General features: G+C 35.1%; 12 protein-coding genes. 2 read left to right on the top strand and 10 right to left on the bottom strand.

Annotated elements, in window-relative coordinates:
* Nucleotides 1-294: 294 nt before the first annotated feature.
* Entirely contained in the window at nucleotides 295-1,671 is a 1,377-nt protein-coding gene (locus tag KQI69_RS04430; protein WP_216564121.1) for an aldehyde dehydrogenase, read from the top strand.
* A 94-nt stretch (nucleotides 1,672-1,765) separates the two neighbouring features.
* Here the strand turns inward: KQI69_RS04430 and KQI69_RS04425 are convergent, their stop codons facing one another.
* From KQI69_RS04425 to KQI69_RS04400, 6 genes are all read right to left on the bottom strand, one after another.
* The gene (locus KQI69_RS04425) at nucleotides 1,766-4,516 is read right to left on the bottom strand and encodes an ATP-binding protein (protein WP_216564120.1); all 2,751 of its coding nucleotides are present in this window, start codon (nucleotides 4,514-4,516) and stop codon (nucleotides 1,766-1,768) included.
* A 79-nt stretch (nucleotides 4,517-4,595) separates the two neighbouring features.
* Nucleotides 4,596-4,883, bottom strand: a complete 288-nt coding sequence (locus KQI69_RS04420) for a hypothetical protein (protein WP_216564118.1) — start codon at nucleotides 4,881-4,883, stop codon at nucleotides 4,596-4,598.
* 182 nt (nucleotides 4,884-5,065) lie between these two features.
* Nucleotides 5,066-6,151 carry an ABC transporter ATP-binding protein gene (locus KQI69_RS04415; protein ID WP_216564117.1) on the bottom strand — a complete coding sequence of 362 codons (1,086 nt, stop codon included), beginning with the start codon at nucleotides 6,149-6,151 and terminating at the stop codon, nucleotides 5,066-5,068.
* Nucleotides 6,152-6,197: 46 nt separating this feature from the next.
* Nucleotides 6,198-7,007: a sulfate ABC transporter permease subunit CysW gene (cysW, locus tag KQI69_RS04410; RefSeq protein WP_216564116.1), complete on the bottom strand. Its 810-nt coding sequence runs from the start codon at nucleotides 7,005-7,007 to the stop codon at nucleotides 6,198-6,200.
* A 41-nt stretch (nucleotides 7,008-7,048) separates the two neighbouring features.
* Nucleotides 7,049-7,879, bottom strand: coding sequence for a sulfate ABC transporter permease subunit CysT (gene cysT, locus KQI69_RS04405; RefSeq protein ID WP_216564115.1), 831 nt, complete (start codon nucleotides 7,877-7,879; stop codon nucleotides 7,049-7,051).
* A gap of 36 nt (nucleotides 7,880-7,915) precedes the next feature.
* Nucleotides 7,916-9,007, bottom strand: coding sequence for a sulfate ABC transporter substrate-binding protein (locus KQI69_RS04400; protein ID WP_216564114.1), 1,092 nt, complete (start codon nucleotides 9,005-9,007; stop codon nucleotides 7,916-7,918).
* A gap of 421 nt (nucleotides 9,008-9,428) precedes the next feature.
* On the opposite strand from KQI69_RS04400, the gene KQI69_RS04395 reads away from it, so the two are divergent.
* The gene (locus tag KQI69_RS04395) at nucleotides 9,429-10,346 is read left to right on the top strand and encodes a PIN domain-containing protein (protein ID WP_216564113.1); all 918 of its coding nucleotides are present in this window, start codon (nucleotides 9,429-9,431) and stop codon (nucleotides 10,344-10,346) included.
* Between the two features lie 427 nt (nucleotides 10,347-10,773).
* On the opposite strand, the gene KQI69_RS04390 is transcribed toward KQI69_RS04395, so the two are convergent.
* The 4 genes from KQI69_RS04390 to KQI69_RS04375 form a co-directional block, all read right to left on the bottom strand.
* On the bottom strand, nucleotides 10,774-11,424 hold the full coding sequence (locus tag KQI69_RS04390) for a hypothetical protein (RefSeq protein ID WP_216564112.1): 651 nt from the start codon (nucleotides 11,422-11,424) through the stop codon (nucleotides 10,774-10,776).
* A 252-nt stretch (nucleotides 11,425-11,676) separates the two neighbouring features.
* The gene (locus KQI69_RS04385; RefSeq protein ID WP_216564111.1) at nucleotides 11,677-12,396 is read right to left on the bottom strand and encodes a hypothetical protein; all 720 of its coding nucleotides are present in this window, start codon (nucleotides 12,394-12,396) and stop codon (nucleotides 11,677-11,679) included.
* 209 nt (nucleotides 12,397-12,605) lie between these two features.
* Nucleotides 12,606-12,968: a BlaI/MecI/CopY family transcriptional regulator gene (locus KQI69_RS04380; protein ID WP_216564109.1), complete on the bottom strand. Its 363-nt coding sequence runs from the start codon at nucleotides 12,966-12,968 to the stop codon at nucleotides 12,606-12,608.
* A 641-nt stretch (nucleotides 12,969-13,609) separates the two neighbouring features.
* On the bottom strand, nucleotides 13,610-14,170 hold the full coding sequence (locus KQI69_RS04375) for a GNAT family N-acetyltransferase (protein WP_216564108.1): 561 nt from the start codon (nucleotides 14,168-14,170) through the stop codon (nucleotides 13,610-13,612).
* Nucleotides 14,171-14,315 lie beyond the last annotated feature (145 nt).

Genomic DNA, 14,315 nt, shown 5'->3' with positions numbered 1-14,315 from the left:
AATCGAACCCACGTATCCAGCTTGGAAGGCTGGTGTTCTACCATTGAACTACACCCGCGTCAAAGACAAGTACTATTATAGCATACTGTTTGAAAAATGCAAGAGGTAATTTCAAATTTTTTAATTTTTTTCTTATCGCCAGATTTGTGGTAGAATAAATAAAAGTAAAAATAATGAGCAAACGAGCCAAAGGGAACTAAAAACCAAAAGCGATTATGCTTCTCAACTGAAAATAGGAAAGCTGAATATTTAGAAAAAGTTGACAAACAATATAATTTAAGAAAGGAGCTTCATATGGAACAGACCGCCAAATATATTAAAAATATAATAACCACCCAGCGTACATTTTTCAACAGCAACAAAACTAAAGACATTACATTCAGAAAAAAAATGCTTCGCAGACTCAAAAAAGCAATAAAACAAAATGAGAAGAAACTACTAAAAGCACTTTATCACGACCTCGGCAAGTCAAAGGCTGAGTCCTATATGTCAGAAATCGCAATGGTGTACCATGAGATAGATACCGCACTTTCCCACATCGAGAAATGGAACAGACCGATACACGCAGCGGGTACTTTAAGCACATTCCCTGCAAAAAATTATATTTACAGCGAGCCATACGGCATAGTCTTAATCCTCGCACCTTGGAACTATCCTGTCAATCTGTCACTCTGCCCTCTGGTGGGTGCGATTGCAGCCGGAAATTGTGCAATATTAAAATGCTCAAAAAGCAGTCTTATGACCTCGGATTTAATTCAGGACATTATAAACAGCACATTTAACAATAACTATATATACTGCACAGACGCAGACATAGATTACGATGCGGTTCTTGAACAGAAATATGACTATATCTTTTTTACCGGAAGTCCTGCTGTCGGCAAAAAAATAATGAAAAAGGCAAGCGAAAATCTCACTCCTGTTTCGCTTGAACTCGGCGGAAAAAGCCCCTGCATAATAGACGAAACAGCAGACCTTAAACTTGCCGCCAAACGAATAGCATGGGGAAAATTTTTAAATGCCGGACAAACCTGCATTTCCGTAGATTATGTACTTGTGCATGAAAAAGTAAAAAATGCATTTATAAAAGAACTTTACAGAGAGATAAAACGCCGCTACGATAACGCTGCATTTAACAGTTCTTATCCCAAAATAATAAACAGACACCACTATAACCGCCTGAAAAAACTGCTTGCATCAGAAACAAAAGTTATAGGCGGCATCTGTAATGACATCGAACGAAAAATCTCTCCGGCAATTTTACCTGACACAAACTTTAACATGCCGGTAATGCAGGAAGAAATCTTCGGACCACTACTGCCGATAATAAGCTATCGCAGCTTAGACAAAGTCATACAAATCTTAAAAACTAAAGAAAAACCACTCGCCTGCTATGTATTTACAATGAAAAAAGCCACCGCCAATAAGATAATACGCGAAGTATCCTATGGCGGCGGCTGTATAAACGATGTTGTTATTCACATCTCAAACCACAATCTCCCATTCGGAGGAGTAGGAAACAGCGGTATAGGCGCCTATCATGGAAAATACAGTTTTGAAACATTCAGCCATAAAAAGAGTGTTGTCAAAAACAACGGTAAATTTGATATACCACTCAGATATGCACCTTACGGACTAATAAAATACAAACTTTTGAAAAAATTATTATAAAACACACTCACTTTTATTTTATAAACTTGCAAATTTCCTAAAACAGTAGGATTTATGTAAATCATACATTATATACCTAAAACCACTTTTGCACTTAACTGACTTTCTCATTAGGCAGCCACTTACGAAGCATCTTGTAAAGGTCACCGATAATAATCGGCTTCGTGAGAAAATCACTCATTCCCTTGCTTATAAGCACCTCCCTTACTCCCTTCATTGCATCGGCTGTCAGTGCAATGACTGGGAGTTTACTTTTCTTTTCATCATCCAACGCCCTGATATGTGCCGTTGTCTCTACTCCATCCATGCCCGGCATAAAATGATCCATAAATACAATATCATAGTCATTCTTATCTATCAGCTTGAGCGCTTCCTCGCCACTCTCAGCCGTATCAATCTGCATCTTTGTAGGCTCCATCAATGCCTTTGCAACGACAAGGTTCAATTTGGTATCGTCCACGACAAGGATATGTGCATCAGGTGCGACCACCACCGAAACTTTCTTCTCCTCAGTGTCTTCCTCCTCATATCTGTAATCTTCCAATCGACCTGCCGGAGACCAGTCTTCGATTATAATAGGAATTGCAAAAGTAAATGTACTTCCCTTGCCATACTCACTTCTGACACTCACAACACCATCCATAAGCTCTATAAGCTGCTTACTTATCGCAAGCCCAAGCCCTGTACCCTCCTTGTGATGATTTATCTTTGTATCAAGTCTTGTATATGCCTTAAAAAGTTTAGCAAGATCTTCCTTTTTAATTCCAATACCATTATCTTTAACCGAAAAATGTAACATTGCATTTTTCTCATCACGCTTCTGTACAGCAACGCGCACCCTGACTTTTCCCTTGTCAGAATATTTAATGGCATTTGTGCAGTAATTTATCATGACCTGCTTAATCCTGACATAATCGCCATACATCTTCGCAGGTATATTTTCAGGAACTTCAAACTCAATATCGAGCTTTCCGTTATTCCTTGCCATCGTAATCTCTTTAACATCATTTAAAACCGATAACACATAAAAACTTTCTGGAACAATATCAAACTTTCCTGACTCAATCTTTGAATAGTCAAGGATATCATTGATAAGCGTAAGAAGACCAAATGCTGATGATTTCACCATGCTAAGACTTTTCTTAACACTTTCCGACATATCCTCACGAAGTGCAACCTCCGTCATACCAACTATCGCATTCATAGGTGTGCGTATCTCATGTGACATGGTTGACAGAAAATCACTTTTTGCCCTGTTTGCATTTTCAGCATTTATCTTGATAATATTTGCTGTCAATGTATTAACAGCCTCTGACATAAGAAACTTTTCAACGGCTGCATAAGGTGTCGTATCATATCTGTCAAAACTTATCGCCCCGATATATTTTCCATTTCCAAGCATCGGAATCCATATCTGGTTTCCAAGAATAACACTAAATATAATATCATCAAGAAACTGCTTATTACTGCTCATCGAGGTATAGATACCTTTATCGGGATTGACTTCTATATAACCATTCTCATCGTATATCTTTGTCGTATTATGTATCTGCTCAATACTCATTGAAGAAAAATAATCTTTCAGACAATTTTCTTCCCTGCTGTTCCACTGATGCTCAACATAGCATGTTCCACTCGACATATCCGTTTCTACAACACATATCCTGTCAACACCAAGATACCTGCCTATTCTTTTTAACATCTGGTTTATTCCATCGACAAGGTCTTCCGAATACTTCACATCTTCCATAACCTCTGCCAAAAATCTGTGACCTTCTGCAAGTTTATCATACTCTTTCTCAGAAAAATGCTCACTTTCAGACATAACCTTCTCAAAAAGTGAATTTTTGCGTTTATTGTCATGGTCATGATACATATTTTCAATACGCTGCCGCCTCATACTCATCTGAGCCTGTTTTATCCTTGTAATATCGTGCATTTTTCCTATAACGCTAACCGGAACATCTCCATCTTTAACGATAAAGCACTCAACACGAAACCACAACAAAACATTATTTCCATCAGCCTCATGCGACATATCAAGCTCAAACACATCGAAATTTTCTTCATTAAATCCCCTTACAATGTGCTTATACAATTTCTGTAACTCCGGATAAGACTCAATATTATCTGAGACTTTTTCATATTCAACAGACTCATTTTCCTCATTGCTCTGCTGAAATACCGATCGGTTTGCCAGATATTTATCCTCTTTTGGATAATACTCAAAAATAACATCCTGAGTCTCTCTTACAAGCAACTGATAACGGGCATCCTGTGCCTTTTCTTTCAGATATGCCTGATGCTGCTCATCAAGCATTTTTACCGCTCTTTTCATTATTAAAGTAAGGAAAAGTGCAACTATTAAATACTCTAAAGTAAAGCCTATAAGATAAGCACTGAAAGTCTCCATATGTGACCATCCAAGATATTTTATCTCAAGCCTTCCTGCCGAATTAAAATATACCGCAACAACCATTACAATATATGAAAAAAACGAGCAAAAAAATGTATAACATATGTCAAAGTACAGACAGCTCGCAATAGGAACAAGGACAAATGTTATGTAAATACCAATATCATTAAAGCATCCAAACATTCCTATCAAAATCGACAAAGCAACAGACATATAGTACTTCAAAAATTTGTCCGGAACTTTTAATAAATAAAGAACCAATGGTGATATCAAAGTAGGAAAACCAACCAGCGGTATCGCAAACATCAATCTCTTGCTGAAATTAAAAACAGAAAAAAAATCCAGCAATAAAAGACATACTAAAAACGCCGTACAAGCCGCCATTGTGATGGCAATCTGTTTATTGAGTTTATGTGTATTATCAAGCATATGAACTCCCTTCTAATGTACTTTAAGCCTTTTTGGACTCTTTTTATAGTCCACCTGACACTATCATATCTCATATAAATCATCTCTCCCTAACCATTCTCCCGACAGCCCCAATCAAAAAACCAACAAACAAACCTATAGCAACTGTACCACCAAAAAGCAACACTATTTCAAGAGCATTGTTTGTACGGATATTTGAAATCACTTCACAAACAGCATAAACTATGAAGCCTGCTGCCATACCTGCAAAACATTTTCGTGTATCTTTAATTTTTAAACTGATAATAACCGCAATTATCAGACCGATAATCATAAAAATTATGCTGTCTGAAGAAAACAGTTCATCAAGAATAGGTAAAAACTTCATATGTATCCTTTCCATTGTACGCTTTATTATTTTTATACATATTATACATTGCTTTACACCAAATAGGCAATAAGCGAATTGCACAACAAAATAAAACCACAGAACACACGACAAAATCGCTATATTCTGTGGCTTTTTATTAACCGTCACTCACAAACCTGACTTTTACTTATTCTCTATTATCATATCACAACACTCTCATTATTCCTTACAGCCTCATTAACAACCACCTCAACTTTACCATTCTCATCATCAACAAGATATATCTTATGTAAAAACAGATTTACATTCTCACCTTCCTCAATAAGTTCCTGACCTATAGGTCTGTTTGCGATTAAAATCTCGTTGTGAACTCTTATCCTAAGTTCAAGTCCGTTTCCGCGGAACGAAACCCTTTCTACCACTCCTTCCTCTGTCGTGACAGGATATGGATTAAATTCATTCTTCTTTCTGACCGTAATAAATTCAGGTCTTATAACCGCCGTCTTTCCGTCTGAAGCACCATGGAATCCGTTAAATGATACATAATCCTTTATCAAAACAGGTTCACCCAAAAACTGAGCCATAAACGGAGTCTTGGGATTGCCGTAAACCTCCACCGGCGTCCCTATCTGCTCTATTCTTCCCTTATTTGTCACAATAATCTGGTCTGCCACCTCTATTGCTTCATCCTGATCATGCGTTACAAAAATACTTGTTATCCCTACCCTGTTTATCAATTCCCTAAGCCATGACCTTAATTCCTTGCGGACTTTTGCATCAATCGCCGCAAACGGTTCGTCGAGTAAAAGAAGATGTGGCTGCGTTGCAAGTGCCCTCGCAAACGCGACTCTCTGTCTCTGTCCCCCTGAAAGCTGTGTTGGGTATCTCTTTTCAAATCCCTTCAAACCAACAAGTTCAATAAGTTCATACACACGCTCTTTTATCTCTGTCTTGCTTTTCTTCTGTATTTTAAGACCAAATGCTATATTGTCATACACAGTCTTATATCTGAATAAAGCATAATTCTGAAATACAAAACCAATCCCTCTCTTACTTGCCGGAATATTGTTTACTTGCTCACCATCAATATAAATCTCCCCTGAATCCGCATTTTCAAGACCTGCCAAAATTCTTAATATTGTTGTCTTTCCACTCCCACTCGGACCTAAAAGCCCTATAAGTTTTCCCTTTTCAACGGAAAAACTAACATCATCAGATGCTTTATAATCATTAAATGTCTTATTTATATGTTTAAGCTCGACATACGCTTTCTTATTGTCCTGCATACTTATCCCTCACTTCTTTTCATACTATTTAGAAATTTGCAATCACCTATTCCATACTTTTTGAAAAAATATTTTTCAATACAAGAATCACAAGTGCCATCACCACAAGGATAGCTGACATCGCAAATGCCCCCGTAAAGTCAAATGCCTGATACAAAAGCTCTATATACAACGGCATTGTATTTGTAATTCCCCTCAAATGTCCTGACAGCACAGAAACAGCTCCAAATTCTCCCATTGCCCTTGCCGAGCAGAGAACAACTCCATATAAAAACGCCCATCTGATATGTGGAAATGTTATCTGAGTAAAAATCTGAAATCCATTTGCTCCCATAAGAGCGGCGGCTTCCTCCTCGTCTGTTCCCTTAACCGTCAGAACAGGTATTATCTCTCTTGATATAAAAGGAAATGTGACAAATATTGTCGCAAGAACTATTCCGGGAACTGCAAATATTATCTGAATACCCCATTTTTCAAGAAAAGGATATATCGCACTCTGTCTGCCGAATGTAAGTACAAATATCAGACCGGCGATTATCGGAGAAATAGTAAGCGGCAGATCTATCAAAGTGGATATGAGCTTTTTGCCACGAAACTTAAAGCGTGTGATAAGCCATGCCGCAAAAATTCCAAATACTGAATTTATGATAACTGTTATCACAGTAACCTTTACGGTAAGTAAAATTGATTTAACTGCATATTCATCTGTAACCGATGAGACAAAAATTTTCCACCCCTCCCTCAATGCCGTATAAATAACATACACCAGCGGAAGTACAAGCATTACAATTAAAAATATGACGCTGACTCCAATCAGAAGCCATTTAAAAAAACCTTTATTATTTCTTATCTCCAATATCTTCACCTCCTAGTACAATGTATTAATTATTCGTTGTACTAATCAATCCCGCTTACGATTTTTGATGTATGACTTTGTATCAATGCATTTATAAAAAGAATCACAAATGATATAAACAGCATGACAAGAGCAATAGATGTGGCACTCGCATAGTCAAACTCCTGAAGTTTAGCCATTATCATAAGTGGTGCTATCTCTGTTTTGTACGGAGTATTTCCGGCAATAAAAACAACACTTCCATACTCACCTATACATCTTGCAAAAGCCATTGTAAAACCTGCTATAAGTGCAGGACGTATTTCTGGAAATATCACACTAAAAAAGATACGGGTACGGGAAGCACCAAACATTGCTGCCGCTTCCTCATACTCTTTTTCCACCTTTTGAAGCACAGGCTGAACACTTCTTACCACAAATGGAATCCCTATAAAAACAAGAGCCACTGTAATTCCAATCTTTGTATATGCAATTTTTACTCCGACTTTTGAAAAAATCTGTCCTACCCACCCCTCAGGTATCGTAAGATGAGTAAGTGCAATACCCGCAACGGCTGTAGGCAATGCAAAAGGCATCTCGATAATTCCATCCATAATCTTTTTACCTGGAAAATCATACCTCACAAGCACCCATGCAATAATCATTCCCATCACCGCATTTATCAATGATGCAGTCAGTGCCGTCAAAATACTCACTTTATAACTTGCCAGAACTCTCGGTCTTGTCACTGTCACCAGAAAGTCATGCGGTGACAGTTTAAGCGAAAAGAATACAAGTGAGCATAGCGGAATAATAACAATAAGTCCAAGTATTGCCATAACAATCCCAAAGGATAACCCGAAACCGGGAATCACACTTTTCTTACGCTTCATATCAAACTCCATTTCTAAACAGCTTAATGTTAATCCTTATTTTTCCTCATAAATCGAGTCGAAAACTCCACCATCAGAAAAATGTTTCTTAGTTGCTTCACTCCATCCCCCAAAATGATCAATGTTTGTAAGGTCAACATCCGTAATTATCCATTTATGATCCTTTGGAAGTTTGTCAATGGTATTGCCACTACCTTTATAACTGTACTCTTTCAAAATCTTTTCATTTGAAGGACGGTAGTACCACTGTGCCTCTAACTTCTGCGCCTCATCAGAATACAGATATTTCAAATACTCCTCTGAAACCTTTCTTGTTCCTCTTTGGTCTACAACCTTATCGACAACGGCAACTGTTGGCTGGCACAAAATCGAAACAGATGGAACTACAATCTCATACTCTCCGGGGTGCTCATCTAATGAAAGAAATGCTTCATTTTCCCATGCAAGCAAAACATCGCCCTGCTTATTCTCAACAAAAGATGTTGTTGCACCTCTCGCACCTGAGTCGAGAACAAGTACATTCTTATAAAGTTTTTTCATACTCTCTTTAATCTCATCTTCACTCTGTCCCTGCTTTTCAAAATAATACCATGCCGCAAGATAATTCCATCTTGCACCACCGGATGTTTTAGGATTTGGTGTGATAACCCCCACATCACTTCTGAGAAGATCACTCCAGTCTAAAATCTTTTTAGGATTTCCCTTTCTGACAAGAAATACAATAGATGATGTGTACGGTGAACTGTCACGCTCAAACTCATTTACATAACCATCATCAATAAGCCCCGCATCCTTTATTGCATCAACATCACCTTCAAGTGCAAGCGTTACCACATCTGCCTGAAGTCCGTTCGCAACTTCCAAAGCCTGCTTGCCTGAACCTCCATGTGACTGAACTATTGAGACATCCTGACCTGACTTTTCTTTCCAATGCTTCTGAAAGATTTTATTATATTCAACATAAAGTTCCCTTGTAGGATCATAAGAAACATTTGTTATCTCAACTTTTTTATTGGAAGAAGCATCACTCTTTTTGCCATCTGTTCCTGCTTTTGAACTGCAGCCTGTAAGACTTCCCAATGTCAACGCTGCTACTGTAAATAATGTAATAATCTTTTTCACTCTCATAATCTGCCTCTCTTTCCCCGCCTACACTTTTCAATCGATATAAATCATTGAAGCGGTTTGTTTTTTGCTGATGTTGAAATAATATTCATAAATGAGACGAAAAACAATCAGAATATGTGAAATCGTTTGCATAACCTAAATATAGCAGTCAAAAATTTCTTTTAAATCGACAGTATTCGTCAAAATATTATGCTTATATAGACATGAATGACAGAATATTGTGAAATCGTTTGCACTTAGAGAAAACGGGATATTTCCGTAAAACCAGAACATTTCTTTTATTATAAATAATCTATTTTAGGCAATAAAAGTTAATTATTAAGAAAATATACATATAATTTTTTGTAATATTAATAACTAAATGTTATACTTTACTTAGCGAAAAATATATTTAACACATTATCAAAAAGAGGAATTTATTATGCCTAACATTGAAACATACTTTTTAGTAGATTTTGAAAATGTAAAAGAAGCTGGTCTTGTCTGTTCAGATAAATTGACAGAGCATGATCATATTCACATTTTCTCTACACAAAATAATCCAAAAATAAATTTTAATATTTTAGCCACCCTTAATAAAGTTGACTTAAATATACATGTAGTTCCCAGTGGCAAACAGTCACTCGATATGCATCTTGCATCATATCTAGGTTACTTAATTGGTTCAAACAGTAAAACTCAAAAAAAATGTGAATATATTATTATCAGTAAAGATACAGGCTATGATAACATCATTTTATTTTTAAAAGAACTGACAAAAACTGATATAACCCGTCTGCCTATGTTAAATCATAAAAAGCAAAATAATAATGATACACCAAAAATCCAAAATAGCAAAACTAGTAAAAAAGCTGCAATTAAAACAAAACAATCAACATCAACTGCAAAATCAAGTTTAAAAACCAAACTCAACGCAGAAATCCAACGAACTATCAGTAATGCCGGATATGTTAATAATGTAAGTAATGATGTTGCTTCTATTGTTTCAAACTGTCCCATGGACGAACATTTTGTCTGCAATATACATAATGCTCTAGAGCAAAACTATAACAATTACATGGAATTATACAAACTTATTAAACCTGTTGTAAAAAAATATTCTACTAATACAGCAAATATCAAAACAACTTTGTCAAGCGCACAAGTCAAATCTACAATTGAACAGGTACTTAAAAAAGCTTCATTTGATGATAATGTAGTCAGCTATGTATCTTCAATAGCAAAAAAATACTACGCAACAGAAAACTCAAAATATAATATACATTGGATACTTGTTTCAGAATACGGAAATAAACAAGGTTTAAACATTTATAACCATATTAAAAAATATTTACGATAATCATTCTCCGGAATAATTGTATGAAAACTGCTAGTACAACGAAAAGGCAATCCGATATTCGCAATCAGCTCTGCTACTTGTTCATACTTCATAACACTATCAACTGCTATCGCAGCATATCAGAAGGAACTTGTAGCGATCCTGATACAAGAAAGCCCCACACTTCTATTATTCTACATAACAGAAGTGTTGAGCTTCTTTGATAGTGTTAAAATAAATATATATCAAGATTTATTTTTAGATTTTTCCGAGATTACTCATGCACTAGATTTCAGATAAATAATACTTATTTCTGTATTTACAAACAAATATAAGATGGTATTGCAACAAATTGATCTAAGCTAATTATACTATAAACTGCGGTTTGTGCCAATTCACCTCACGAACCTGAATGTCAGAGAATTCTTGGCACTTTGCCTTAAAAGTTTCACCTTAAAAAATCTGATTTATACTTACGCAATGTATCTTCAACTTCTTTCCAAATCCAGACATATGTTCCATCATCTTCAAATACTTTTCCATTGCTTTTTAATGTATCTATCTTCATCTGTACATAATTATTTTTAAATGTAGGGACAAATAATTCTACATTACCAGCATCACTGCACATTCTTTCCATATCTTTTAAAGAAACCTTATCATTAATTTTCTCAGCCTCAAAAAAAGCTCTGATAATCTTATGAGTATACCTTTCACTTTTTTCGGCCCAACCAGGGATTTTTTTTAATGCTTTTTTATAAAATTCATTTGTATCGCCTGTTTTCTTTGTTGAATTTACAAATTTTGTACTTATCTTCTGCACATTATCTACTTTTTCTGCTAATTTTGTTATATCCACATCTACACTATCTGCTTTTTCTACTACCTTTTCGTTATTCCCGTTTGTATTTACATCACTCTTTTCCATGTCTGCTTTTTGAACACCATATTCCTGTGATACAACTCCAAATATTTCTGAGATATACATCTTAGTTAATCTATCAAATACTTCATCTTCATCATCACCAGATAATTCTAATGCAAGGTCTAATCTCCTGTAAACCTCAGAGTCCATATTAATGTTTCTTCTTTTCTTCATTCCTGGTACCTCATTTTTGATTTTGCTCACTATGTCTTTATAATCATCAGACAATAACTAATTTTAGTTCAATGCCTCTGTCTTTTTTCAACTTTATTGTTACTATTTTTCTAATGTATTTATTTAAACTATAATTTCTTCGCTCTAATATTCATTAACTACATTACACTACTTCATCTCCACTGACAAGTACTTTTTAACTCAACTAACCCATCTCACTACCTAATAATTTTAAAAAGGTTAAATCTGCATTTATTCATCCATGTAAAAGCTCATCATCATACCACTATTCCCATTAAATAAATAAACATTTCCACGATTATCTTTATACGCACTTAAGCCCCCTGAACTGTCATATCGCTCCGGCAATTTTCCCTCAGTAATCGTAACTACCTTACTGTCTTTATTATTATTTTTACTATTATCATTTGTATATGTTACCTCCGAGTTTAAAAACACCTTTGCAAATTTAGCAATTTGCTCAATCTCAGTATTCTTATCTATCTTTTGCACATTCTTAACTTTACTTTGATTTAACATACTTGTCAAAATTCCATCACCATTAAAAAACAAATCCAGGTAGAGATTATCAGCTTTGTTTTTATTCGTAATGCTGCACGATATATCCCCCTGTTTAAACTCAGCTAAATACATTCTTCCATGCCGCATAATTTCCTGATACAATTCTTCTGGAAAAACCAATCTTACCTTTTTCAATATAGAAATAGCAAGTTGATTACCACTTTTATTTATCTTATCTACAGAATAAATATTTTTTGTAATTGGCATCGAATCATCACTGTCACCGTCTGTTTCATCAATAGTTGATATATCCGCAACTGATTTGTTTTTAATATTATTAACATCAGTCTTTACAGCAGCTTTTGTCAAACAGGAAACACCAACAAATACAACAGCTATCGCAGCTACAACACTAACCCATTTTTTCTTTGTATTAAATTTAAATTTCATAATATTTTTCACTCTCTTTCTTGTGTCTGACTCTCCAAAAGCCAGCATACAAAAACATTTTTTAACATATAAACTGCCCCTTTTTATACTTATTCTTAGCTGCTTACAGGATTGCTATAATTACATATCAAAAATTATTGTGCAATTAACACAGCATATAATTATTTTCTCAAAGTTCTAATACTTATTTTGTTACTGTTTACGATAAATTATTTCTCACTGTAATTGTCTATAATCTGCTTAATCTTCGCTGCTTCTTTTTTAGAGATTTTCTTTCCGCCAAGAAACGCTGTCAAAAAGCCCGGCAGTGAACCGCCAAAAGTCCGCTCAACAAAATAATTAAATTCATCACGCTGCACACGCTCTCTTGGAATGATAACCGACACTACTGCATTTTGATTGATAAGATATCCTTTTTGTGCCAATTTTTTAATAGCAGTATATGTTGTCGATTTCTTCCAGCCAAGCTGCTCATTGCAAAGTTTAACTAATGTCCCCGAAGAAACCGGAGCATTATCCCACACGATTGTCATAAAACGATAGTCACTATCGCATAATTTCAAATATTCCATGTTGTTGATTTCCTTTCAATTTATGATTTTTTATTTTCAAATTCCTTATTTAATGCCTAAATAACATTTTTACCAGTCGGCAGACATATTTGATTTCGGCTCGCACAATTATAAAGTCAAGCGGATATTCGCAATCCTCTCTGCTACTTGCTGGTACAACAAAAATTAAATCTTTGATATATTGAGCATAAATATGCTTTCGAGAGTGTATGTCAAAAAACGCAAGTATAGTGGGCTACATCGAGGCTTTTTGAGATGTGTTATCGAAGGTGCAGGATTATTCAATATATCAATAATTAATTATCCGTTGTATTAGTAACACTATTAGCTTTGGTCTATAGTAACCGACCATCCAATTTAAAACAAGTCTACAACAGCCGACCTGAAATGTCAATCTTTTTTTTAATTTAAAGTTTGTGTGAAATATAAATATTGAATATTAAAATTTTAATGCTATATTCTATAAAAATTTTAATACTTGACCAAAATAAAAAGATTAATTCAATAAAACAAATGCCGAAAATCCTTATAAACATAGGCTTTCGGCATTTTTAACCACTATTTTTATATTATTTTCTATTTATTGTTTTAAATTTTATAGACTTTTTCACTATAGTTCTCACTTTCATTAAAAAACTTTTTCAAGACCTCTCTTTCCATTCCTCCCTCAAAACAGAATAATTTGCCATGTCAACTATTCCCTGATTATTCTTCCCAGACTGCCGCAAAGTTCCCTCATATCTCATGCCAATTTTCTGCATAACACGACCAGAGTTAGGATTATTTATATCATGTCTGGCACAAATTCTGTTTGCTCCAACTTCTGTAAACAAAAATTTCAACAGCCTTTCCGCCGTTTCTGCCGTATAACCATTTCCCCACCATTTACGACCTATAACCCAGCCTAATTCCATGCTGTCAATTTCATCAATGATTTTTACAACAGATATATTTCCGATAAGTTCATGTGAATTTTTCAACTCAATACCCCATTGATATACATTTTTTTCATTATATCCATTTATGCAAAATTCCATATAACTTCTTGACATTTCCACACTGGAATGTGTAGGCCATGTTAGATATTTTGTTACTTCATCATCTGATGCCCAATTATCAAAAACATCCTTCGCATCTTCTATCCTAAACGGACGAAGTAGCAATCTGTCAGTTTCCAAACGGATAGTTCCTTTATGCTCCATAAATTTTTCTCTCTCCTGAATTTATTTTATATATTTTTATTCAATCCCAAAATTCTTTAATGCCTTATCCCAATATTCATCACAAAAGCTAGTGTATTGTATCATTGATATTTCGCTAAATAACTTGTGTAAATTTCCATCTGCT

This window comes from Eubacterium sp. MSJ-13 (assembly GCF_018918235.1).
Lineage (GTDB): Bacteria > Bacillota > Clostridia > Lachnospirales > Lachnospiraceae > Butyribacter.
Note: the sequence above shows the minus strand (reverse complement) of the source record. Positions and strands in the feature narration are given on the sequence as shown.

What these genes read in the sequence shown, in the direction of transcription:
- KQI69_RS04430 (WP_216564121.1), top strand. Translation starts at nt 295, where the DNA reads ATGGAACAGACCGCCAAATATATTAAAAATATAATAACCACCCAGCGT.
- KQI69_RS04425 (WP_216564120.1), bottom strand. Translation starts at nt 4,516, where the DNA reads ATGCTTGATAATACACATAAACTCAATAAACAGATTGCCATCACAATG.
- KQI69_RS04420 (WP_216564118.1), bottom strand. Translation starts at nt 4,883, where the DNA reads ATGAAGTTTTTACCTATTCTTGATGAACTGTTTTCTTCAGACAGCATA.
- KQI69_RS04415 (WP_216564117.1), bottom strand. Translation starts at nt 6,151, where the DNA reads ATGCAGGACAATAAGAAAGCGTATGTCGAGCTTAAACATATAAATAAG.
- cysT (WP_216564115.1), bottom strand. Translation starts at nt 7,879, where the DNA reads ATGAAGCGTAAGAAAAGTGTGATTCCCGGTTTCGGGTTATCCTTTGGG.
- KQI69_RS04400 (WP_216564114.1), bottom strand. Translation starts at nt 9,007, where the DNA reads ATGAGAGTGAAAAAGATTATTACATTATTTACAGTAGCAGCGTTGACA.
- KQI69_RS04395 (WP_216564113.1), top strand. Translation starts at nt 9,429, where the DNA reads ATGCCTAACATTGAAACATACTTTTTAGTAGATTTTGAAAATGTAAAA.
- KQI69_RS04390 (WP_216564112.1), bottom strand. Translation starts at nt 11,424, where the DNA reads ATGAAGAAAAGAAGAAACATTAATATGGACTCTGAGGTTTACAGGAGA.
- KQI69_RS04385 (WP_216564111.1), bottom strand. Translation starts at nt 12,396, where the DNA reads ATGAAATTTAAATTTAATACAAAGAAAAAATGGGTTAGTGTTGTAGCT.
- KQI69_RS04380 (WP_216564109.1), bottom strand. Translation starts at nt 12,968, where the DNA reads ATGGAATATTTGAAATTATGCGATAGTGACTATCGTTTTATGACAATC.
- KQI69_RS04375 (WP_216564108.1), bottom strand. Translation starts at nt 14,170, where the DNA reads ATGGAGCATAAAGGAACTATCCGTTTGGAAACTGACAGATTGCTACTT.